The sequence below is a fragment of the Coprococcus sp. AM100_B19A genome (genome assembly GCF_027662015.1).
Classification (GTDB): Bacteria; Bacillota; Clostridia; order Lachnospirales; family Lachnospiraceae; genus Allocoprococcus; species Allocoprococcus comes.
This window is the reverse complement of record NZ_JAQDKN010000021.1, coordinates 24,214-49,421: the sequence shown is the minus strand read 5'-3', so window position 1 is coordinate 49,421 and position 25,208 is coordinate 24,214. Positions and strand designations below refer to the sequence as shown.

The following is a 25,208-nucleotide window of genomic DNA, read 5'->3' as shown; positions in this document are numbered from 1 at the left end:
TCAGGGTTAGAGCTTCATGATGTTTTGGAACAGGCAGGAGACGAAGGTGTGGATCTTGATGCTATGGAAGAGGGAGAGATTGCAACATTTGAAGCAGTTTCAGCTTATTCAGCAAGAAGTACACAGCAGGTAACAATTGAAAAAGGACCACTGTATAGATATGCAGATTATAATCTTGGAACCTATCTGACAGAGCCGTACTATATCAGCTACGGAAACGTCAGAGCAATTGCGTATTGTGTACAGCCAGCTAAGCCAGGACCTGGATCTGGAAATTATACAATTACAAAGATTGGAGACAATCAGGCGTTAGCAAAAGTGTGTTATTACGGCACAGATGCCGCAGGGAGCGAAAGCTTTTTTGCGAATAAACACACGGATTTTTCAGAAGGAAAAAGATTCATCATCATTCACATGGCTGCATCATATGCCAACGGAAGCAGTGATGCATTTTACGGAACCAATGCTACAGGAGAGGCTTTGGCAAAAGAACTCTATAATTATTGTGTGAATAAGCCGGAAATACCAGATGTAGCGATGTCATTTTCAAAGCCGGATGTAAAAGCTTATGTAGATAGAAATGTTCAGAGAACGGAGAACATTAAGTTCAACGCATCTTCCCAGCAGAAAATCACAATGGACTTACCAAAAGGAGTAAAGCTCCATAATGTATCTACTGGAACCGTAAGTGCGGCAGGTGCAAGCGTAACAATTGGAGGAGGAACCACGTTTTATCTCTCAGCTCCTCTGACACAGACAAGAGATGTAAGTGATACTTTTTCTGCAAAAATGAAGGGAAGTATTACAAAAGATTATTCAGCATATAAATTGACTACGAATGCAAGTGTTCAGGATCTGGCATTTGTATTTGGAGAAGGTGTTGCTGATGAAAAATATGTAAGCTTAAAGGTCTCATGGATTGAACAGGCTACGATCGAAATCGTAAAGAAAGACGATACAGCGAATGTCAATCTTGCAGGTGCAGTATTTGGCGTTTACAGCGATGAGGCTTGTACAAAGCTGATCACTCAGATGCCTGCAACAGATAAGAATGGAAAATCCTCTGTTACGATTATCAAGACACAGGATACCGTTTATCTGAAAGAAATCACACCACCACATGGATATGTAGTAACTGCAACGGCAACACATGTAAAACTGGTAGCAAGTAAGACCTCAGCTGTAACCGTGGAAAATAAGGAGCAGCTTGCAGAGCTTACTGTTTATAAAGAAGGTCAGGTGCTTACCGGAGCAGAAGTCAGTGAGAGTGGAACCGTATTCCATTATGAGAACCGCAGACAAAAAAATGCTGTTTACAACGTGTATGCCGGAGCAGATATTGTGACTGCGTATGGTACAAAAGTGTACAGCAAAGGTGATCTGGTGAAAGAAAATCTGACAACAGGTGAGAATGGCTCTGTTACCCTGAAGAATCTCCATCTAGGAACTTATGTGGTAAAAGAAGCAAAAGCACCGGACAACTTCTATAATGGCGGCGAAGAAAAGACAGTGACGCTGACTTATGCCGGACAGAATAAAGAAGTTGTATTTGCGGATGTCACCTTCAACAATGAGCGTCAGAAAGCAGAAGTCACTGTAGTAAAACAGGATAAAGATACAAAGAAACCGCTGGAAGGTGGTATTTTCGCCCTGTATGCGGCAGACGATATCAAAAATGCAGATGGTGTAGTTGTTGTAAAGAAAGGCACCCTGATTGAGAAAGCCACTACCGGTGAGGATGGAAAGGCAAAATTCACAGCAGATCTGCCTATCAATCATTCCTATTCCGTAAAAGAAGACCAGGCACCAGAAGGCTATGTAAGAAATACAGAAGACGTGTATACGTTCAAGTTCTCTTACACCAATGATAAAGAAGCAACCGTATCTTTCGCCCATACCTTCAGCAATGACCGTGTGACAGCAAAAATCAATTTATTCAAAGTTGATAAAGAAACAGGAAAAGCCGTTCCGCAGGGCGATGCAACACTGAAAGGTGCAGTCTACGGATTATATGCCCGTGAAGATATCGTGCATCCGGATGGAGCAACCGGTGTGATTTATAAAGCAGGGGAACAGGTGGCTTCTCTTACAACGGATGAAAAAGGACAGGCTTCTGTAGATGGCTTATATCTTGGCAAATATTACGTCAAGGAGATCACACCACCGACCGGATACCTGGCAGATACAGAAGAACATGATCTTGAATGTAGTTATGAAGGTGATATGACTGCAGAAGTAAAAAGAGAATGCATTTCCAGTGAACAGGTGATCAAGCAGCCGTTCCAGATTATCAAAGCAGCCAACAATGGAAAGACCGATGCAGATCTGTTATCCGGAGCCGGATTTACAGTTTATCTGAAATCTTCCCTTACAAAGAAAGCAGATGGAAGCTATGATTTTGATTCTGCTAAACCAGTAGTGAGTGGAGAAAACGGAGCTACTGAGATTTTTACAGATGAAAAAGGTTATGCCTGCAGTATTCCATTACCATTTGGAAGCTATATTGTCCGTGAAACAACAACACCACACAATTACAAGCCAGTCGATGATTTTGAAGTGAATATCACAGAGAACCATCCGAATGAGCCACAGATCTGGCGTGTGCTTCTGGACAAAGAGTTCAAGGCAAAATTGAAAATTGTGAAAAAAGACGATGAAACAAAGAAATCAGTCCTGATTGCAGGAACAGAATTTAAGGTATATGACCTGGATAACAAAAAATATGTGGAGCAGGTAACTACTTATCCTGTGACAACCACACACAAGTCCTATTTTACAGACAGTCAGGGTTATCTGATCATGCCAAAGAACCTGAAAATCGGACATTACCGGATTGAGGAAGTCAACGCACCGGAAGGGTACACAATCAACAAGAATTATATGGAGATTGCTGTTGATGCAAACACTGCTTATCAGATGGATTCAGAAAGCGGCGATGCCATTATCACAGTTGATTACGAGAATCATCCGGTAAAAGGAAAGCTGACGATCTATAAAAAAGGTGAGATGCTGAGTGGATTCAAAAAGGATTTTGTTTATGAAGAAAAATATCTGAAAGGTGCAGAGTTTAACGTCTATGCAGCGGAAAATATCTACACACCGGATTATCAGAAAGATGAAAATGGAAACAGACAGCTGATTTATGCAAAAGATGCTCTGGTAACAACGGTAACGACCGGGGAAGACGGAAAAGCAGTTGCAGATAACCTGCCGCTTGGTTCTTACTATGTGGTAGAAAAAACAGCACCGGAAGGATTTGTTCTGAACCATGACAGATCGGATGTAGCATTTGTCTATGCAGATCAGGATACACCTGTGATCGAACAGGAAGTGACTGTTGGTGATGACAGACAGAAAGTTGCAATCCAGGTAGAAAAACAGGATGCAGAAAACGGAGCAACGGTAGAAGGTGCAGTCTTTGGCATTTATAACAAAGATGATATCAAAGCAGAAGGCAAAGTCATTGTCAACGCTGATACCCTGTTACAGGAAATGACTTCTGATAAAGATGGAATTGCTTCCTGTACGCTGGATCTGCCACTCGGACAGTATTATGTAAAAGAGTTAAAGGCACCGGCAGGATTCGTTTCTTCCGATGAAGTTCTGAATCTGGATGCTTCTTATCAGGGACAGGACGTGAAGACAGTAAAACTGAAAACAGTGAAGAAGAATCAGCCGACAACGGTTGAAATTACAAAATCAGATGTGACAACAGGTGTGGAACTGGATGGAGCAAAACTCACCGTTCTTGATAGAGAGGGGAATGTCGTAGATCAGTGGACTTCTGTAAAAGACCAGCCACATGTGATTAAACGACTGACCGTTGGGGAGGAATATACCCTTCGTGAAGAAATCGCACCGTATGGATATCTGAAAGCAACGGATGTGAAGTTCACACTGGAAGATACCGCAGAGATTCAGAAGGTAGAGATGAAAGATGAAGTGCCGACAGGACTTTTAATCATCAACAAAAATGGAGAATTTTTGGATAAAGTGACACTTCTGGACAATGTAAAAGGCACTGTGGAGCATCTCTTCGAATATGTAACCGGAAGCCTTACAGATGTGACTTTCGATGTATTTGCTGCGGAAGATATCAAAGCGGCAGATGGTGTCAGCAAAGATTATTACAAAGCAGATGAAAAAGTAGGAACTATTACTACAGATTCCAATGGTATTGCACAGATGGATAATCTCCCGGCAGGCAAATACTATGTGAAAGAAGTTAAAACTGCCCATGGCTATGTATTGGATGGAGAACCGAGATATGTTGATCTTTCCTACCGTGATCAGGACACACCGGTAATCACTTATGATGAAAAATGGCAGAATACCCGTCAGAAAGTAAAGGTTACTGTTCTGAAGAAAGAAAAAGATACAGACCGTGTTCTTGCAGGCGGCGTCTTCGGCCTTTATACCAGTGAAGATATCAAAAATGTAAACGGAGATGTGTTGCTTGAGAAAGATTCCCTCATCGAGCAGAAAGCAACCGATGAGAAAGGACAGATCACTTTTGCGGCAGATCTTCCAGTAGATGGAAAATATTATGTAAAAGAGAACAGTGCACCGGACGGATTTGTGACAACGGAAGAAGTGCAGGAGTTTACCTTTGAATATGCCGGAGAAGATCAGGCAGAAGTAAGCTATGATTTTACGTTTGAAAATCAGCCGACCACAGTGGAACTGACAAAAACAGACCTGACCACAGGCAAAGAACTTCCAGGTGCACACCTGAAAGTGACGGATGCAGATGGAAATGTTGTGGATGAATGGACTTCTACAGAAGAATCTCATGTGATCAAAGAACTTGTTGTAGGTAATGAGTATACCATGACGGAAACAAAACCGGCAGACGGATATGTTACTGCAGAGAGCATTACCTTTACGGTTGAGAATACAGCTGAGATTCAGAAGCATGAGATGAAAGATGATGTGACCAAGGTTCAGATCAGCAAGACAGATATCACAGGAGATACAGAGATTCCTGGTGCAAAACTAACGATTCTTGATAAGGACGATCAGGTAGTAGAGAGCTGGACTTCCACAGAGGAGGCACACTATATTGAAAAACTGCCAATTGGTAGATACACCTTACGAGAGGAACAGGCACCAAAAGGATATCTTTTGACATCGGATGTGACATTTGAGGTGAAGGATACTGGAGAAATCCAGAAAGTGGTTATGAAAGATGATACTGCCAAGGGAAAAGTCATTCTCAATAAGACAGATAAATCATCTGGGGAACCGCTGAAAGGAGTAGAATTTGAATTCCGTGACAGCAAAGGAAAGGTCCTGGAAACCTTAAAAACAGATGCTGCCGGTCATGCCGAGAGTAAGCTGTATGAGATTGCCGCATTCAAGAACGGCAAATATGATACAGCAATCAAGTATTATCTGGTGGAGACAAAAACACTGGATGGATACACACTGGATCAGACCAAGCATGAAGTGACATTTGCCTACGCAGACGACAGTACGCCGGTTGTAGAAGTTACTTTCAATCTGACAAATGAGAAACCGGAAGTTCCGGAAACACCAAGCACACCAGATGTGCCGCAGTCCCATGAAGAGACGAAGGTATCAGATGCACCGAAGACAGGAGATAACACAAATATCTGGCTGCCGATTCTGCTTCTGCTTATCTCTACCGGAGGCATGGCAGGACTTTATATCAGCAGAAAGAAAATCAGAAAACAGTAATCCTCAGTAAAGGGGGCCCTGAATCAGGGCTCCCTTTAAAATACAAAAATTCACAGAAAGGGACAGAAAAATATGATGAAAACAATGGAAAAGAGACAGGAAGCAAGAAAGAACCAGGAGAGAACTTTAAAAAGAATGATGGCTTATCAGAAAAAAGCCGAGCAGATGGTCAGCAGGAAAAGAATGAACCATCACATGATCAGAAAGGGGTAAAAGCGTATGATGAACAGAAAAGAATTTTATGAATATGTCAAAGATAATGTAAAAGACTATTTGCCGGATTCATATCAGAATGGAGAAATCCGTATTGAAGAAGTTGCAAAAAATAATGGATTAAGGTTGACTGGCATTTCAATTCCACAGGGTGATCAAAGAGCTGTGCCGATGGTATATCTGGATTCTCTTTATATGGAATATGTCAATGGAAAAAATCTGGATTCCTGTGTGGGTGATGTGGCAGATATGCGTATTGAAGTGCAGGACAAAGCGGCATTTATCAATATGGGTCTTCCGGATATTTTGGATTATGAAAAAATGAAGGACAAATTACAGGTGAGAATCTGTGACCGGGAATGGAATGAAGAACGCCTGGCTGATAAAGTTGTTACCGAACATGGAGATTTTGCAGCATATTACGCAGTGAATGTGGAAGAAAACGAGGGAGGAATTGGTAGTATTCCGGTTACTGTCAATCTTATGAATGAATGGGGTGTGACAGCAGAACAAATCCAGGCAGATGCAGTGGCGGCAGACAGAAATCGTGGTGTTGTTTTGATGGACATGAATGAAATGATAAAATCCATGATTTTTGGTGAAGAAGCAGAAAATCTTTTGAATGAAAAACTGAATGTTGAAGCAATGGAAAATCCAATGTTCTGTCTTTCAAATGCACAAAAAATGAATGGTGCATCACTGTTACTGCAGGAAGATATTCGTAAGCAGATCGGTGAATGCCTGGGAAGTGATTATTTTGTTCTTCCCTCTTCAATTCATGAGGTGCTGATTCTTCCTGATAACGGAATGTTTGAAGTACCGGAATTAAATGCCATGGTACAGGAAGTCAATGAGACGCAGGTAGAGAGGCAGGAACAGCTTTCGGATAAGGTTCAGTTCTGTGATGGAAAGACAGCAGTTATGGAAAATGCCGAACGCAGGGAAGCACGTCTGGAGAAAGAAAAAGCAGCAGAAAAAGCAACTGGGAGAACAGAAGCAAAAGGTGGAATCCATGGAAAACTGGAGAAAGCCAAGGCGGAGATCAAAGCAAAAGGGACAGATACAATCCCAAAGAATAGGGCGAAAGACCTTGCCTCAGTATTATAACGAGAAATAACGATGATTTTGAGGGGACTGTGTGAGCAGTCCCTAATTTTATGAAGATGGAGGAGAAAAGAATATGGACTGGTGTTTATATGGTGATGATAAAAGAAAGGAAATGGATAGAGATTTAAAACCGGAATATCTTTTGGATGACTTACGGAGATATCAGGATGTATTTGGTGAAGAATTTGGTGTAAAAGAGCTTCTTATGCTGGAGGATATCCGGGTAAAGGCTATGATTGCCGGAGCACTTGCAGATATGCCGGAATTTCTTATTGATCAGATTGGAAAAGCAAGTAACAGTAGTAATTTTCCTTCTATGACAAGGGCAATGGAACGGATTGCCGATGTTGTAGAAGAAAAGTGGGAAGAAGAAAGGGAGTAACAGATGGCAAATAAATTATATGCAATGGAACTTCTGACGGAGGAAGTGGCAAAGGATGTTGCTGCCAATCCGCAGGAATGGATGCGGTTTCTAAATACTGCATCCAGGCTGTACCGGTACACTTTTCCGGAACAGCTCTTGATCTATGCACAGCGTCCGGGAGCAACAGCCGTGGCATCCATGGAAATCTGGAACCAGAAGATGTACCGATGGATTAAAAAGGGGTCTAAAGGAATTGCCCTGATAGATAACACATCCGGACCAAAAACGAAACTCCGATATGTTTTTGATGTGCAGGATACTTATAAGGTAAAAAATCTGGGCAGAGATCCGCAGTTATGGAATCTTAATCCAGAAGGAGAACAACTGGTGGCAGATTATCTGCAGGAGCGGCTGGCACTGGAAGCAACAGAGGGAGGATTAGCAGAGGTTCTTCACCAGGCGGCAGAAGAAAGTGTGCAGGCCTGGTTGCCGGATGCTTTCGACGAACTGCAAATGGATGTAGCCGGCACTTTTCTGGAAGATCTGGATGAACAGAATCAGAAAGTGGAGTTCCGGGAACTGATGACAAACAGTGTCTGGTATGTGTTACTGAACCGATGCGGACTGGATGTGCAGGAATATCTTGATGCAGAGGATTTTCGTCATATTACAGATTTTAACCAGTTAAAGGTTATTGGACACCTTGGAAGTTCTGTGAATGAGATCAGCAGACCGGTATTGATGCAGATTGGACGATATGTGTTGAATGACTTGGAAAAAGATCTGAAAACGGTTGCAAAAGAAAAAGAAGTAGCTTATAATGAATTTAACACGTTAATTCGTGAAAGTAAAACAAGGAACACAGAAGATAGAGGAGAAAATAAGGAGGAAACAGAGCATGAGAGAGATCACTTACAGCCAGAATGGAGAGTACCAGATTCCGGATATCAGTCTGGAGGAGACGAGAGGAACGATCGGGAAGTACGGATTGATGAGGAAAGAGTATCTGAGAAACCACAAAGTAGCCAGATTCAACATTCTGACCTTACAGAACCGTCTGGACAGTCATCTGATGGAAATCGACAGCCAGGCAAGGCAGAGAGTAGACAACCTGATGTCAGAACTTCTGGAGAAAAACCCGGCACCGGACAAAATGGCAGACGGGATGGCATGGACCAGACACATGAACCAGATCAAAGCACAGGCAGAGGAACTGGTAATTCAGGAGATTATTTACAATTAAGTCTGTTCCCGACAGAAGAGGAACAGTTAGGAGAAATAAGGAAAGCGGCAGCTGCATTAGAACAGCCAGCCGCTTTTCTTATTTCTGATGAAGTAGTAGATGATATTCTCCGCACGGGAAGTGGACAGAAAAATACACTGTTTCATATTACGGCAAGACTGATTGAAGGTCTGGATAATGAAGAAATGCAGAACTTCCTGAAGGAGGAATATGAAACAGGTGGAAAAGGATTTACCATAGATGGACAGAAAATCAGTATCTGGTATGACAATGATGGTATCCGTATCCGACGGGGAGATTCCGCCAGAAGAAACTTTGATCGCATGGTTACGTGGGAAGAAGCGGCGGACAGAATCCGGGATATGTATGAGGATAGAAGTTACGTGGATAATCTGATTTCCAATAACGCCATTGAACAGGAGCAGGAAGAAATGACCAATCTTCTTGCACTCCATTTTCGGGATACCAGCAGAAACCGGGAGGAGCAGCAATCATATTCGGATTGGCAGGATGTCGTGCGGGAAGCTTGGACAGATTCAGCGGAAGCAGATGCAATTGCCCATCGCTTTGAATGGCTGCAGAAAGATATGGATGAGAATCCAGAAGATTATCGCAGGTGGGAGATTCAGCATAATCCGGAATATTTCCAGCGTTTTCAGGATCTCCAGAGGGAGCGTTCCTGGGTAGACCAGAAATTTACGGTCGAACGTCCGGCCCTTTCCTTTATCACACAGGATGAGATAGATGCAGTCCTTAGAAGAGGCGGGATCACTGCCGGAGGACGGAATCGGATCTATGAGTATTTCATGGAACATCACGATATAAAGGATGCAGCTGAGTTTCTGAAAAATGAGTATGGTACAGGTGGAGCAGCACCTGGGATACCGGGAGCGTATGAATCCGATGCTTCCCATGATGCGAAAGGATTAAAACTTGCGAAAGGGAAGATTGGCAGTCCAGATGTAGAAGTTCTATTAAAGTGGAATAAGGTTGCAGAACGTGTCCGTCAGCTGATTCGCACCGATGATTTCTTATCACCGGAAGAACTGGAAAAGTATGAAGAACGGCAGGAAGCACAGAGACAGGCGGATCTGGAAGGAGCTCAGCAGGCTTTGGAAGTGGAGCAGGAAGGCTCTGATCAGCAGGAAATACGAGAGGAAAATCAGGAACCGTCGGAAGTTGAGACACAACCGGAAGCAGTAGAAGATGCAGAAAAAAAGGAAGATATAACACCAGAACAGTCTGATATTCCAGCAACAAACTTCCATATCACAGATGATGAACTGGGACAGGGAACACCAAAGGAAAAGTTCCGTGCTAATATCATGGCAATCCAGCTTTTAAAGAAATGCGAGGAAGAAAACCGCAATGCCACACCAGACGAACAGGAGATTTTATCCCGATATGTAGGCTGGGGAGGTCTTGCTGATGCTTTCGATGAAACAAAATCCGCATGGGAGACGGAATATCTGGAATTAAAGACAGTCCTTACACCGGAAGAATATGCAGCAGCCAGAGCTTCTACCTTAAATGCCCATTACACACAGCCAATCGTGATTGAAAGTATGTATCAGGCGTTGGAAAATCTGGGATTTACAAAAGGAAATATCCTGGAGCCATCCATGGGTGTTGGTAACTTCTTTGGAATGCTTCCTGAGAAGCTGAACCAGTCAAAACTCTATGGTGTGGAACTGGACAGTATCAGCGGTAGAATTGCAAAACTGCTTTACCCAGATGCCAATATCCAGATTAAAGGTTTTGAGAAGACAGATTATCCGAATGATTTCTTCGATGTGGCAATCGGAAATGTGCCATTTGGAGCTTATAAAGTGAATGACAGGCAATATGACCGCTATAATTTTATGATTCACGATTATTTTCTGGCAAAGACAATCGACCAGTTGCGTCCGGGTGGTGTGGCAGCTTTGATCACAACAAAAGGAACCATGGATAAAGCATCACCGGAAGTCCGAAAGTATCTGGCAGAACGTGCCGATCTCCTTGGAGCCATCCGCCTGCCGAACACAGCATTCAAAGCAAATGCAGGAACGGAAGTCAGTGCAGATATTTTATTCTTCCAGAAGCGTGACAGCATGACAAAAGAGATGCCGGAGTGGGTGAATCTTGGAAGTGATGCCAATGGAATTACGGTCAATCAGTATTTTGCAGACCATCCGGAAATGATTCTGGGTGAGATGAAAGAGGTATCCGGTCCGTATGGTATGGAAACAACCTGTATGCCGATAGAAGGTGCTGATCTTGAAGTCCAGCTTGCAGAAGCTGTCAGGAATATTCATGGAAATATGGCACCTGCAGTTGATGTGGATGCAGAACTGGATGATGTACCAGAGAGTATCCCGGCAGATCCGAATGTTCGTAATTACAGTTATGCGGTTGTAGATGATCAGGTATATTACCGTGTTAACTCTCTGATGAATCAGGTAAAGATGCCTGCCGCTACTGCAGAACGTGTAAAAGGTATGGTGGAGATCCGAGACACGGTGCGTGAACTGATTGCCATGCAGATGGAAGAATCCGTAACAGATGAAGAAATTCACAAACAGCAGGAGAAATTGAATCAAGTATATGATGCTTACACAGCAAAGTATGGAGTCATCGGAAGTAATGCAAACAAGCGGGCGTTTTCTGATGACGCTTCTTATTGTCTGTTGTGTTCTCTGGAAGACCTGAACGAAGATGGAACATTGAAGCGAAAAGCAGACATGTTTACGAAACGAACCATCAAAAAGGCAGTGGCGGTAACCAGTGTGGAAACTGCGACAGAAGCCTTAGCATTATCATTGAATGAAAGAGCAAAGGTGGATCTGTCCTATATGGCACAGCTGACAGGAAAGACAGAAGAAAAAATCACGGAGGAACTGGTTGGAGTTATATTTAAGAACCCACTGACAGACCAGTGGGAGAGTGGAGATGAGTATTTATCTGGAAATGTCAGGGAGAAGTTAAACACAGCAAGAACCTTTGCAGAGAATCACCCGGAATTCACACCGAATGTCCGTGCATTGGAAGCAGTTCAGCCAAGAGAACTGGAAGCATCTGAAATCGAAGTAAGGATTGGAGCAACCTGGATTGAACCATCGGATTATCAGGACTTTATGAGGGAACTGCTTCATACTCCGTGGTATCTTGCACAGAAGGAGATACAGGTAAAATATTCTGAGGTGAATGGTGAGTGGCGGATTACCGGGAAAAATGCAGACAGTCCAAGAAATGCGTTTGCCTATGCAACGTATGGAACCGAGAGGGCAAATGCTTACCGGATTCTGGAAGATACACTGAATCTGAAAGATGTTCGTATCTATGATAAGAGTGTCAATGAAAATGGGGATGAGATTCGTGTCCTCAATAAAAAAGAAACTATGCTGGCATCACAGAAACAGGATGCCATGAAAGCAGCATTTAAGGATTGGATTTTCAAAGATCAACAGAGACGTGAAAGACTGGTAAGAGTTTATAATGAACGGTTTAACAGTATCCGTCCCCGTGAATACGATGGCAGTCATCTGACTTTCCCAGGAATGAACCCGGAAATTGAACTTCGCCCACATCAGAAAAATGCTGTCGCACATCAGCTTTACGGGGATAATGTGCTTCTGGCTCATGTAGTAGGAGCTGGGAAGACCTACGAGATGGTAGCGGCTGCAATGGAGAGCAAACGTCTGGGATTATCACAAAAGAATCTATTTGTCGTGCCGAACCATCTGACAGAGCAGTGGGGAGCCGAGTTCCTGCAGTTATATCCGGGAGCCAATATCCTGGTGGCAACCAAGAAAGATTTTGAACCGGCGAACCGGAAAAAGTTCTGTGCCAGAATCGCTATGGGAAACTATGATGCGATTATCATCGGTCATTCCCAGTTTGAGCGTATCCCAATCTCTGATGAGAGGCAGGAAGCCATGCTGCGGAAGCAGATTGACGATCTGGAAATCGCAATCCAGAGTGCAAGATATGAGCAGGATGGCGGCCGCTATACGGTAAAGCAGATTGAAAAGACCAGAAAAACGCTGATGACAAGACTGGAGAAGCTGAATCAGAAAGAGAAAAAGGATAATGTAGTTACCTTTGAAGAACTGGGAGTGGATCATCTGTATGTAGACGAGGCACACAGTTATAAAAATGCGTTCCTTTATACAAAAATGAGAAATGTAGCCGGAATTGCCCAGAACGAAGCACAGAAATCAGCAGATATGTTTAATAAATGTCAGTATCTGGATGAGATTACCGGTGGAAAAGGCATTACCTTTGCAACGGGCACACCGATCAGCAACAGCATGACGGAACTTTATGTCATGCAGAGATATCTGCAGAACAGCAAATTACAGAATATGGGCTTGGGATTATTTGATTCCTGGGCATCCACGTTTGGAGAGGTTGTGACCAGCATTGAACTTGCACCGGAAGGAACCGGATACCGAGCAAAATCCAGATTCGCCAGATTCTATAATATCCCGGAACTGATGAATATGTTCAAGGAGATTGCAGATATCAAGACTTCGGATCAGTTGAATCTTCCAGTACCGGAAGCGGAATACGAAACTGTAGTATTGAAACCAACAGAACAGCAGAAAGAAATCGTAGCAAGCCTAGGAGAGCGTGCGGAAGTGGTAAGAAACGGTGGCGTAGATGCTAGTGTAGACAATATGCTGAAAATTACCAATGACGGAAGAAAACTGGCACTGGATCAGCGATTGGTCAATGAACTATTGCCAGACGATCCGGGCAGTAAAGTGTCGGTCTGTGCAGAAAAAAGCTATGAAATCTGGAAAGATACAGTTGTACAGAAATCGGCGCAGATCATTTTTTGTGACTTGAGCACACCGAAAGGCGATGGCAGTTTCAATGTTTACGATGACTTGAAACAGAAGCTGATGGCGAAAGGTGTACCGGAAAAAGAAATTGCATTCATTCATGATGCAAATACCGAAGCAAAGAAGACGGAGCTGTTTGGAAAAGTAAAATCTGGGCAGGTTCGTTTTTTGATTGGTTCAACAGCAAAGATGGGTGCCGGTACCAACGTGCAGGATCGTCTGATTGCTCTGCATCATCTGGATATTGGCTGGAAACCGTCTGATCTGGAGCAGAGGGAAGGACGTATCATCCGGCAGGGAAATCACAATAAAAAGGTTCATATCTTTCGGTATGTGACAGAATCCACCTTCGACAGCTACATGTGGCAGTTGATCGAAAATAAACAGAAGTTCATCTCCCAGATTATGACGAGCAAAGCACCGGTCAGAAGCTGCGAAGATGTGGACGAAGCGGCACTGTCCTATGCAGAGGTTAAGGCACTGGCAACTGGAAATCCGGCAGTAAAAGAAAAGATGGCACTGGACGTGGATGTGGCAAAACTGAAACTTTTAAAAGCCAATCACATGAATAACCAGTACCGTCTGGAAGATGATATTGCAAGAAATTTTCCACAGCAGATTGCAAAATTGACCGAGACTATTGATAGCTACAAAGCGGATATTGCCCATTATCAGGAGCATAAAATCACAGATCCAGAACAGTTTTCCATGGAGATCAGCGGCAAAGTATTTACAGAAAAGAAAGAAGCAGGAGCGGCACTACTGGCAGTCTGCAAGGACATGAAAGCAGTCGATGCAGCAATGGATATCGGAAACTATCAGGGATTCAACATGAGAATCCAGTTCGACAGCTGGAGTAAGGAGTTTATCCTGTCTGTGAAGCATGAATCGGTATCGAAAGTTCATTTGGGAGCAGATGCCCTGGGAAATATCACCCGTATCAATAATCTTCTGGAAAGCTATCCGGAGAAACTGGCAGAAGCGGAGCAACGATTGGAAACGGTACAGGAGCAGCTTACAAATGCCAAAGAGGAAGTTGGAAAGCCATTCACAAAAGAAGAGGAACTGAACCAGAAACTGGAGCGACTGTCAGAACTAAATGCCCTTCTTAATATGGATGAACGGGAAGACACAGAAGCAGAGCAGTCAGAATCGAAAGAGAAAGAAGAACGACCGGCACGTGGTTCTATCCATGAGAAATTGCAGATTTATAAAGAAAAAAGCCAGCGGGAAAGCGAGAATGGCAGGGAAGATAGAAAAAGGGACTTCGGTCTGGAATAAGAAAACAGGAAAGATGGCATAATTTGGTAGAAAGAATGTTCTGCCGGTTATGCCACTTTTGGGAATACAGGAGGAACTTATATGGCGAGAAACATGATAACAGGAATAGAAACGCAGAAAATGCAGGAATATACACAGGAACAAATAGACCGTGCAGAACACATGGGAATAGCAATTCCAGCGGACGTAAAAGAACAGATTTTTGAATATGCAAATCTGGTTGGCGAAGAAGAGAAAGTAAGGACGCTGGTAAGAAATCTGGCAGATGCAGTCAATCGGTCAGATGAAGATAGAGTAGAGGAACTTCTGGATGATGCCCAAATGGATATTCAGGACTTACCAGATCCAACCATAGGCAAGCTGGAACTTCGGGATTATGGATATACAGCAGAGGATATGGTGCCGCTTAGAAAAGCAGCAGCCCTGGATTATCACAGAATGGGTTCTAAAATCTATTGCCTGGGTAGTGATGGCAGCAAGGGAGAGTATGCAAGTAAAGAAATGATACAGGCACATGAAGGGCTGTTTGGCATGGAATCACAGATGTGGGAACGGATAAGGGATCAGGATCTGGATTATGCAGATGAAGATTTTGGAGCATTTCAGGAGCCGATGAATGTGATTGGACAGGAAGAAGCTCTGAAATTATATGATGCCGGAGCAGATATCTATCTGATTACCAATTTTTCATCACCAATCTATGTTACAGAGCGAATGGAGATTGAACGAGGTCCGGAGCATTATCAGATGTCTACAGAAGAACTGGAACGATTCCGCAATTTGGAATGGGAGATGCAGAAATATCCGCAGATTCAGTCTTTGAAAGAGGCAAATCTGCTATTAGGGACAAGACGAACATTCGGTATTTATCAAATAAGAGATGGTTTGCCAGGTGAAAACTATGCGTTTATGAATATGAGCTTCATTGAAAGTCACGGGATGCAGATTAAAAAAGAAGACTATGAACTGGTCTATGTGGGAGAATTATTTGGAAATATGTCGCTAGATGATATATTTGAACGATTCAACATCGACAGACCAGAAGACTTTCGAGGACATTCCCTGTCTGTCAGTGATATCGTAGTTCTGAATGAGGGGGGAAAGGTAACCGCTCATTTTGTAGACAGTATCAGTTTTGAACAGCTAGATTCTTTCCTGAATCTGGAAGAACAGGTTCTTAGTGAACTGGCATATGAGGTAGGAGAACGTTACTTTGCTATTCAGAGAACAGAAGGAGGATATGATTATTCCTTTTACGATGAAGATTTCCGCCTGATGGATGGTGGCGTCTATGAAAATGGTGAAATTTCTATTGAAGAAGCGGCAGAGGAACTTTTGGAAGACGAAGGATGGACTGGAGAACGCATCCGTGGGGATTATGATCAGTTGATGAAAAAGGTAGAAGAAATGGATGAGGTTGTAATGGCAGAGATTCAGAAAAGCCAGGGCGAATATAAGCCATTGGCAAAGGTAGAAGAACTGGAAGAGGCAAATTATAACATGATTGATAATGTCCTCAATAATATGCCACCGAAGAAAGAACCGTATCTGGAATACTTTGCCGCAGAATGTGATGAGTTCCATGATATGGGAGCTTATGAAAAAAGTACCGATGTTAATCAGATTGCTGCGGTTTATGAAAAATATAGGGAGAATCCTGAGAATGCCTATCGAGTATGCAGTATGGGGATTATCTATCGTGATCCGGAAGACAGTTACTATGATGATGCTGAATTTGCAATCGTAAAAGGAAATACAGTACTTGGAAATCTGATGGACGATGTTCGATTTTATGGAGAACTTGCACTGATACGGGAAGGGATTGAGAAAATTCATGATGCATTGCCGGACTATAAGTATGTACCAATGCGGGATGTTCGGGAAGCAATGTATCCAGAGAAGATGACCACAGAACAGTTGGCAGAGGCATTGGATGAGATTGCAGAAGCTTTTGATCCGTATGAGTATCGAGATAATGTGGAGACGGGAGAAAATACGGTACAAGAGGTGATGTTGGATTTGCAGAGTGGCAATACACATTCTTATATTTCTTATCTGAAGGATATTGTAGACGAAGAATGTGACCAGTCTGTGCGTGCAGGTGTATTGATTGAAAGACTGAAAGTCTATGAGCCGGAGTTTCCAAAGAATCTGGAACCAATGGTGTATGTAAACTATTGTGAAGAAAGTGCTCTCATGAATCCAAGATGTCAGAAGTTATCCGAGCTGGATGCAAAAACAGCAGAAATGGATAAAGAATGGTATGCAAAACGTGATTCGAAGACAGAGGAACCTACAAAAATCACAAAGATATATGTGACTGTATATTATGCGGAAAAAGGTGAACAGATGCTGCATCATTTCAAGAAGTCAATAGATATTGGAAATGGACATGGCGGTATTGTGAGTCAGTTGAAGTATGATAATGAAATGAAGCTTACAGATGAGTATTGGATCAATTACCAGAAAGGTAAAGGAAGTGAAGAGTTCCAAAAATATATGGAAGATCTGACAGACATGCAGAATCATGTGCTTCCGTATCTGCAGAGCTTTTGCAATCTGGAAGAAAAAGGTGTGAAAGAGAGACGAGAACAGCAGATAACGGAAAGAAATGAAGGAAGAGCAGATGAGCGGGGAACAAGTACCGAAGCGAATGCAGTGGTCAAGGATGCAGGAAAAGCAGATAGGAAACAGGTACAACAGAAGCAGGCGGTAGTTGGAAAAGATAAGAAATTATCCATTCATGAACGGCTTGAGATTAATAAGAGGATTATTCAAGAAAAGCAGGGAAAAGATAAGCCGGAGAGAGGGGCTGATCGGGGTGTGAGATAAGTATAATATTATAATTCTAATGAAGGATGTAGGGAGTCAATCCCTGCATCCTTTTTTAATGCGTAAATATGGATTGAACGTTATAATGAAAGCAGATTGGAGATGTTTTTCTTCTAACCACACCAATTAGGAAAAGAGTATCTGTAGCAGATAAATTCAAAAGGTTTGTGAATAAATTAAAAAAGATATTCAATATTTGAAAAAAGATATGTGATATTTGTAAATGCGAATTGTACAAGGAGTTTTTTGTGTGATAAAATAATTTTGATATTGATTGCACATTAAACGGAGGAAAAGAGGATGGCAATTAGTTATAATGGATTATGGAAACAGTTAATTGACCACGGAATGAAAAAAGGAGATTTGTGTGCCAAGACTGGTCTTAGCTCCAGTACAATAGCAAAGATGACAAACTGCGAGTCGGTGAAACTATCTGTTTTGGAAAAAATCTGCAAAGAGTTGGATTGTAACTTTGGAGATTTGATTGACTATGTACCAGATAACAAAGAAAAGTAAATTACCTTATGGAGGAAAATGTAAATGGCTACGAGAAGTGCAAAAATAGATCAGAAAGCAGACCTAATATGGGCAATAGCAGATAAGCTTACCGGTGTATATAAACCACATGAATATGGAGATGTTATATTACCACTTACAGTAATCAGACGTTTTGACTGTATTCTCTCAGATACGAAGGATGCGGTATTACAGAAATACGATGAAGTAAAGAATCTTCCAATGAAAGATATTTTACTTCGTAAGGCTTCAAAAAAGGATTTTTACAATACAAGTAAATATACATTTGAAAGACTTATGGATGATCCTGACCACATTGAGGAGAATTTTAGAGAGTATCTGAATAAATTTTCAGCAAATGTGCGGGATATTCTGGAAAAATTTAAGTTTGATGGACACATCACAACGATGGCAAATAAGGGGATTCTGTATATTGTTTTAAAGGAATATACAACAGACTGCAGATTGCCGGCCGAAACGGACATTTGTGCCATATTCGGCGGACACCTAAAGACATAATCAGCGGACAGCCGAGGACATATTAACCGGCCAAAAATCTCCAGATATAATAGAAATATCTCCTGTAAAAACGGAGAAATATTATATCTGGAGGTCCAACTATGGATTACAAAAAAGTGCTAAGGCTCCGCTTCGTGAACCGTCTTAGTTGCCGTGAGATTGCCGAAAGCTGTGGCGATTGCGGCAAAACATCTGTCAATGAGTTTCTAAAGCGTTTTGACGCATGCCCGGAACTCACATATCCTCTTTCTGAGGATGTTACCAATGAGTACATTGAGGGCTTGCTCTACAAGAAGTCCGGTGTACCAGCCGACAAGCTTCTTTATCGAGATTTTAACAAAGAAGCCGTATACAAAGCTCTCGCACGCAAGGGAGAGACTCTGAAGCATCTTTGGCAAAAATACAATGCCATTGGCATTGTAGACGGGAAAAAGCCTATGAGCTACCGTCAGTATTGCAGGCGTTATAGCGAATGGGCAGATTCAAAACAGCTGACATTTCATATCCAGCGTTACCCTGGCGTAAACCTTGAGCTGGACTATGCAGGGAAACAGCTGTATCTGCATAATCGCCGAAATCCGGAAGAAACCACGAAAGTCACCATTTTTATTGCAGCTCTTACTTACAGCGATTACTTTTACGCTGAAGGGATGACCGAGTGTGACATCAAAAACTGGATCCGGGTTAACAACAATGCTCTTGCCTATTTTGGAGGAGTAACGCCAACTATTACCCCAGACAATTGCAAAGTAGCGGTTGCGAAAAACAAGGATTGGATCAGTCCTGTTCTGAATAAAGATTTCCAGGCATGGGCAGAGCATAATGATACGGTTCTGACGCCTGCAAAGGTCAAATCACCTCGTTGGAAGCCGGTTGTAGAAGGCCACGTGAAGATCGTTACCATGCACATCCTTGTGGATATGGAGGATATGATCTTTTACTCCCTGGACGACTTAAATCGCGTCTTGATGGAAAAGGTTGCTGCTGAGAACCGCAAGCCCTTTGAAGGGCTTACCTATTCCCGGTACGATCTCTTTGCAACAGAAGAGAAGGAGACTCTTCTGCCTCTTCCATCCAGTCGATTCGAATACCTGGAACGGAAGACCGTTAAAGTAGCACAAGATTTCTCCTTCACCTTCGACAAAGTCCATTATAGCATGCCACGCAAATATCTGCGACAGGAACTAGAGATTCGGGCCGGAGAAAAGGAAATCTATGTTTACAACAAGCACGGCGATTACATCCGAACTCATAATCGAAGCTATACACCAAAGGATTGGGTAATCATTCCAACCGATATGCCTGCAGAGTACAAAGACTACGGCTATTGGAATGTTCCTTATTTTCAGCAGAAAGCATCTGCTATCGGTCCAAGCACACGTGCTTTAATCGATGCGGTGATCCGTAAATACGCTTATCCAGTGCAGTCATTTCGCAGTTGTTTTGGTATTCTGCGCTATGCTGAGAAATACAATCCAGAGACATTGGAAAGCTGCTGTAAAGATGCCGTCTTAGCAGGGAAATGTAACTATTCCTATATCTGTAATACCATCTCCACCTACCACAAGGAGCCACCGAAAGACACTCCCTCTCAGAATAAAAGTAAGGAGTCTCCTTCATCGAGTATATCCGGCACATACAAAGATGACGACAGCAAGTATTCCCTTAAGAACCTGTTGAAACGTCAGGAAACGGAGGCTGGCAATGAAGAATCCTAATGCAGATATCTACGAAATGCTGGACACCCTTTCCCTTCCGGTGGCAGCTCAGCGCTTTATGGAACTCTCTAAAAGCCCGGAACTCTGCAATTATACCGCAATGCAGTTCATTCGTGAGGTTCTGGAACCACAATACATAGAAACACTCAACAATCGATTCGAAACGAATCTGAGGCTCAGCAGCCTGATCAATAAAGGGGCTCAAGTCGAGAACCTCAAGACTGGGAATGGACGAATCTATAATGATGCTACGGTGCAACAGATCTTGCAATTCCACTTCGCTGAGAATAGACAGAATGTCGGAATCTATGGCATAACCGGTGCAGGAAAGTCCTATTTTCTTTCCGCATGTTGTGTGGAGGCATGCCGTAGGAACTATCGCTGTAAGTTTGTGGATTATAGTGATCTGCTGGATGAACTGATCGTCCTGAATCGCCAGGAAGATCTTAACAAGTATCGTAAGAGGATCAAGTATTATGCCCGGATACAGTTACTGTTCATTGATGATTTCTCCATAAGCCGGTACTCCGAAGAGGGGATCAAAATCCTCTATCATCTCCTGAAACTTCGGGATGATCTCGGAACATCTACCCTTTTCAGTTGTCAGTACTCCCCTGATGAATGGGGTAATACACTGAGTTATGAACCGGAATGTTACGGAAAGCTTGATGGAATTCGTCGCAGGCTTACCACCGGCTTTACTGTACTTATTGAGAAGGCATAGGACTTAAGACACCTACAAACTATACTGATTGGCAGAGTGGACAAACGTCCTCTCTGCTGATCTACTGGGCTGTCCGTTTAATATGGCCCAGACTGTCCGGGAAATGCGGCCCTGCTGGCCGCGGAAAGTGGCCGTATGCACAGACAGAGGAAATCTTCATCCGAATGAAATCTCTAACCTTGAAATGGGATATATTTTTGAAGAAATTATAAGAAGATTCTCTGAGTCTCATAATGAAGATGCAGGACAGCATTACACTCCAAGAGAAGTTATCCAACTTATGGTTAATATTCTCTTCTATGATGATAATGACATCCTTTCTGGCAATAATGTGGCAAAGACAATTTATGATCCTGCCTGTGGAACCGGAGGTATGCTTTCTGTAGCAGAGGAATATTTACATAGTCTGAATGCATCTACAGAGCTTGTATCGTTCGGTCAGGAAATCAATGACCAGACATTTGCAATCTGTAAGGCTGATATGCTGATTAAGGGTAACAATGCTGATTATATCAAGGACGGAAACACATTATCGGATGACCAGTTTGCAGGCAGTACCTTTGACTATATCCTTTCAAATCCGCCGTTTGGACGTGAATGGAAGAATGAAAAGGCAAAAGTAGAGGAAGAGGCTAAGCTTGGCTTTGGAGGAAGATTTGGAGCAGGACTTCCGGCTGCAAGCGATGGACAGATGCTTTTCCTTATGACAGCAATATCAAAAATGAAAGATATTGATAAGGGTGGAAGTAGAATTGCAATCATTCATAATGGTTCACCACTCTTTACAGGAGATGCAGGAAGCGGACCTTCTGAAATCAGAAGACATATCCTTGAAAATGATTTGCTTGAGGCAATCATTGCTTTACCGAATGATATTTTCTACAACACAGGAATTGCAACCTATATCTGGGTATTGTCAAATAAAAAGGCAGGTACAGTCAGAGAGGGGAAAGTACAGCTTATCAATGCCAATGAGATGTTTGTGAAGAGAAGAAAAGCATTGGGAAATAAGCGAAATGATATATCTGAGGAGGATATCGCTGAGATTACAAAGATATATGGTGATTTTAAAGCGAGTGAAATCAGCCAGATTTACGATAACGAGGATTTTGGTTATACAAAGATAACAGTAGAAAGACCGCTCCGTGATGACGAGGGAAATCTTGTTCTAAAAAAAGGTAAAAAACAGCCCGATAAAAATCTTCGAGATACAGAAAATGTACCTTTGAAAGAGGATATCAAAGAATATTTTGAGAGGGAAGTATTGCCATTTGCACCAGATGCATGGATTGATGAGAAAAAATCAAAGGTGGGATATGAGATTCCGTTTACAAGATATTTCTACAAGTATGAAGCACCAAGACCATCTGCAGAAATCATGACAGAGATTATGGATTTAGAGATAGAATTATCTGGAAGTCTTGAGGAGGTATTTGACCTATGAGAGAGATGAGAGATAGCGGAGTAGAATGGATTGGAGAGATACCAAAAGATTGGAATTGTTGTAAACAGAAATATAGATTTACACTTATAAATGGACGTGCATTTAAGGATAATGAATTCGAAGAAGATGGAACTTATAGAATTTTGAGGGTGGGCAATTTATTTTCAAATCCAGTTTGGTATTCGTCAAGTTTAGAATTGGAGCCTGATAAGTATTGTGAAAAGGGAGATTTGATTTATGCTTGGTCAATGTCATATGAAGTGCTTGAGGTTGAAAAACAGGATGATACAAGGGTACTTCTGTTGTCGGCTACACCATATAAATTGTATTCTACCCTTGAAGAGATAGATGAAAATCAGCTTGATGAGCATTATGCAGAGTTTTTTCAGGTTATGAACTTTCTTTTTGATGATGAAGTCAAAGACATTAAATTTAAGGAAGTGTGGAAGAATTATTCCCATGCTCTAAGTGAGTTGAAGGCAGGGGACAGTGCAATTATCCGTATGAAGGAGCTGGCAGAAAATGCCATGTATCAGGGAGTCAGCAGGACAGAGCGTATATCTGTCATGGATTCCGGTGATTATACGGATGACAGCAGCGTGAAGCATCATTTGCAAATAGATGAAAATGACATAAACTCCTATATACAGATGTCACGATTGTTGTCAAAAACGGATTCAAATCATTCTTTACCGGTAGATTATGCAAAGAGCTGTCCGTATCTTATGTCCTTTATGAAGAAATATAAGATTAAAGAGCAGATTGAAAAATATTATATAAAACATCCAGATGAATTTGGAAGTGAAAGAGAACAATGTCTCTTGTGGCTGAATCGCAATAAAATCAATAAATATGATGAACTGCCGAAAACCAATGCAAGGCTTGAGGCACTGAAAGAAAAAGCATTTACCGGCGGTGCAGAAAAATATCTGTGGATTCCTCCATCACTGCCATATTATGAGATGCAGGGAGCATATAAAAACAGCAAAGGCTTTTCAAAAATACTTGTATTTTCTGCATGGGAGATGGTTCCACGAATGATAGGTGCGCTTGTTTCCTATGAGGCGGAAAGACTTACAGTTGGAAAACTGGTACATCAGATAAAGAATCAGGATAAGAAGAATACGGGGTATTTTGCGGATGGTTCGAGACGATACCCGGTGGCAAGGCTCAGGTTTAATGTTTCAAATGGAGAAGTAAGAGGCATGAGCCTGTTTGCATTGCTTTATCCTTCAAAGACACTTTCTGATATGTATTTACCGATTGAGTCATTGAATAATCATGAATCATTAGAAGTAATAGAGAAATCTGTACGGCTGAAACTGAAAGAGAAGCTTGCGATAATCGAAGAAAAGTATGGTGATTCGGGTAACAATAAGGAAGATGCCAGGTGGTATTATCTTGCACCGATGCTCATGGATGGAGTCATCTATGCAAAGCATTGGATAGAGGATATTGTGTGGGAAATGAATACAGACGAAGAGGATACAACATCTGAGGTCAGAAGCAGTTCAAAGGATAAGAGAAATAAGGGCTTTATTGCTCATATTGATAAGCTAAGAAGTTATTTGGATGCCCCGGAGGAGATTCATCTTGGAAGAAAGCCGGAGGATCTTCTGGAAACATTGGTAAATATGGTACTGGGTTCGCCAGCAATATGCATTTATCGTTCTAATGGAAGAAGCACAGCCAGAGCAACATCGCTTGCAAAGGTATTTGTCAATAATTTCAATTTGCCGGAGTCAACAGCTATCATTGATCTTGCTTATGGCAGATGCAGGGATGATAATTCCCATTGGCAGAATGTACTTAAATACTGTAAAGATGGCTGTTTTCAGGCAATGATTGATGAATATATCCATATGCTGAAAGAAACAGCAGGTTTTCAGTCGGATGGAAATCAGTATCAGATTGTGCATGACATGATGATGGATTCATTGAAGATACATACAGCCACCTATATCGCTGATACTTATCCTGATTTCAAAAAACGTATTAACGGAGCTGACAGGAAGAGTGATGGATGTCGAATAAGGTCGAGTTATGCAGTTGGATTTACAAAGGATGCAGGAGATAATTCCAAGGTAGTCATGCGTAAAGAAAATATCAGAAATGCCTTTAACTCACCAATGCGTCCATTTGTGCTCGCCACAACATCAATCGGACAGGAAGGATTGGATTTTCATAATTATTGTCGTGTGATTATGCACTGGAATCTTCCAAGTAATCCCATAGATGTAGGACGGATTTTGCGGACATTCAAAATAAAAAAGAATGTGGAGGTAACAGACAATGGCAAAATCATTATTTGAGGAACTGGGCGGCAAATACGAAAGGCAAGGGGATTATTTGATACCGTGCTTAACTGTACCCGCCGAAGAAGAACAGGCAATAGGCATCTGGGGGCAACGGCATTTAGATTATCTAAAACAGTACCGTAAAGTTACATACACCAATCTTCTTACAAGCGGCAGGCTAAACGCCTACCTTGCCGACATCAACAGACAGGCACAGGAACGCTTTGAAAGGCTCATAGAGGGTATGAAACAGGCACAGGGCATAACGGAACAGCTAAAGGCAGAAAACGCCTTAGAATGGACAGGATGCCTCAATAACATAAGGGCTTGTGCGAGGGAGATTGTGGAAAAGGAAATTATTTTTGCATAAACAGATGATTAGTGGCAGGGGGAAATCCTGCCGCTTTTTCTGCTTTAGTTT

13 protein-coding genes are annotated in these 25,208 nt (G+C 42.2%); all 13 read left to right on the top strand.

The window, feature by feature from the left end:
• On the top strand, positions 1–5,700 hold a 5,700-nt coding region (locus PGQ33_RS15445; protein WP_270206016.1), incomplete at its 5' end, for a SpaA isopeptide-forming pilin-related protein.
• Positions 5,701–5,772: 72 nt separating this feature from the next.
• Positions 5,773–5,913, top strand: a complete 141-nt coding sequence (locus PGQ33_RS15440) for a hypothetical protein (protein ID WP_164651566.1) — start codon at positions 5,773–5,775, stop codon at positions 5,911–5,913.
• A gap of 6 nt (positions 5,914–5,919) precedes the next feature.
• Entirely contained in the window at positions 5,920–7,020 is a 1,101-nt protein-coding gene (locus PGQ33_RS15435; protein WP_026648906.1) for a DUF5688 family protein, read from the top strand.
• Between the two features lie 73 nt (positions 7,021–7,093).
• Positions 7,094–7,402 (top strand): hypothetical protein, encoded by a 309-nt coding sequence (locus PGQ33_RS15430; RefSeq protein WP_026648905.1) that lies wholly within the window; start codon positions 7,094–7,096, stop codon positions 7,400–7,402.
• Between the two features lie 3 nt (positions 7,403–7,405).
• Positions 7,406–14,737: a DEAD/DEAH box helicase family protein gene (locus PGQ33_RS15425; protein ID WP_118440695.1), complete on the top strand. Its 7,332-nt coding sequence runs from the start codon at positions 7,406–7,408 to the stop codon at positions 14,735–14,737.
• A gap of 81 nt (positions 14,738–14,818) precedes the next feature.
• A complete protein-coding gene (locus PGQ33_RS15420; protein ID WP_114002931.1) occupies positions 14,819–17,569 on the top strand; it encodes a YodL domain-containing protein in 2,751 nt (916 codons plus the stop codon).
• Between the two features lie 300 nt (positions 17,570–17,869).
• Positions 17,870–18,085 carry a helix-turn-helix domain-containing protein gene (locus PGQ33_RS15415; RefSeq protein ID WP_028086451.1) on the top strand — a complete coding sequence of 72 codons (216 nt, stop codon included), beginning with the start codon at positions 17,870–17,872 and terminating at the stop codon, positions 18,083–18,085.
• 24 nt (positions 18,086–18,109) lie between these two features.
• A complete protein-coding gene (locus PGQ33_RS15410) occupies positions 18,110–18,604 on the top strand; it encodes a type I restriction-modification system subunit M N-terminal domain-containing protein (RefSeq protein ID WP_270206015.1) in 495 nt (164 codons plus the stop codon).
• Between the two features lie 101 nt (positions 18,605–18,705).
• On the top strand, positions 18,706–20,322 hold the full coding sequence (locus PGQ33_RS15405; RefSeq protein WP_270206014.1) for a Mu transposase domain-containing protein: 1,617 nt from the start codon (positions 18,706–18,708) through the stop codon (positions 20,320–20,322).
• Complete coding sequence (locus tag PGQ33_RS15400; protein WP_270206013.1) at positions 20,309–21,046, top strand: ATP-binding protein; 738 nt, start codon at positions 20,309–20,311, stop codon at positions 21,044–21,046. The genes PGQ33_RS15405 and PGQ33_RS15400 overlap by 14 nt, the downstream gene beginning before the upstream one ends.
• A 127-nt stretch (positions 21,047–21,173) precedes the next feature.
• Positions 21,174–22,490 carry an HsdM family class I SAM-dependent methyltransferase gene (locus PGQ33_RS15395; RefSeq protein ID WP_270206012.1) on the top strand — a complete coding sequence of 439 codons (1,317 nt, stop codon included), beginning with the start codon at positions 21,174–21,176 and terminating at the stop codon, positions 22,488–22,490.
• Positions 22,487–24,802 (top strand): hypothetical protein, encoded by a 2,316-nt coding sequence (locus tag PGQ33_RS15390; protein ID WP_270206011.1) that lies wholly within the window; start codon positions 22,487–22,489, stop codon positions 24,800–24,802. Before PGQ33_RS15395 ends, PGQ33_RS15390 begins: the two co-directional genes overlap by 4 nt.
• Positions 24,783–25,157, top strand: coding sequence for a TnpV protein (locus tag PGQ33_RS15385; protein WP_001129922.1), 375 nt, complete (start codon positions 24,783–24,785; stop codon positions 25,155–25,157). Before PGQ33_RS15390 ends, PGQ33_RS15385 begins: the two co-directional genes overlap by 20 nt.
• The last annotated feature ends 51 nt before the right edge of the window (positions 25,158–25,208 follow it).

Coding starts and splice junctions, on each gene's coding strand:
- PGQ33_RS15440 (WP_164651566.1), top strand. CDS start 5,773: ATGATGAAAACAATGGAAAAGAGACAGGAAGCAAGAAAGAACCAGGAG.
- PGQ33_RS15435 (WP_026648906.1), top strand. CDS start 5,920: ATGATGAACAGAAAAGAATTTTATGAATATGTCAAAGATAATGTAAAA.
- PGQ33_RS15430 (WP_026648905.1), top strand. CDS start 7,094: ATGGACTGGTGTTTATATGGTGATGATAAAAGAAAGGAAATGGATAGA.
- PGQ33_RS15425 (WP_118440695.1), top strand. CDS start 7,406: ATGGCAAATAAATTATATGCAATGGAACTTCTGACGGAGGAAGTGGCA.
- PGQ33_RS15420 (WP_114002931.1), top strand. CDS start 14,819: ATGGCGAGAAACATGATAACAGGAATAGAAACGCAGAAAATGCAGGAA.
- PGQ33_RS15415 (WP_028086451.1), top strand. CDS start 17,870: ATGGCAATTAGTTATAATGGATTATGGAAACAGTTAATTGACCACGGA.
- PGQ33_RS15410 (WP_270206015.1), top strand. CDS start 18,110: ATGGCTACGAGAAGTGCAAAAATAGATCAGAAAGCAGACCTAATATGG.
- PGQ33_RS15405 (WP_270206014.1), top strand. CDS start 18,706: ATGGATTACAAAAAAGTGCTAAGGCTCCGCTTCGTGAACCGTCTTAGT.
- PGQ33_RS15400 (WP_270206013.1), top strand. CDS start 20,309: ATGAAGAATCCTAATGCAGATATCTACGAAATGCTGGACACCCTTTCC.
- PGQ33_RS15390 (WP_270206011.1), top strand. CDS start 22,487: ATGAGAGAGATGAGAGATAGCGGAGTAGAATGGATTGGAGAGATACCA.
- PGQ33_RS15385 (WP_001129922.1), top strand. CDS start 24,783: ATGGCAAAATCATTATTTGAGGAACTGGGCGGCAAATACGAAAGGCAA.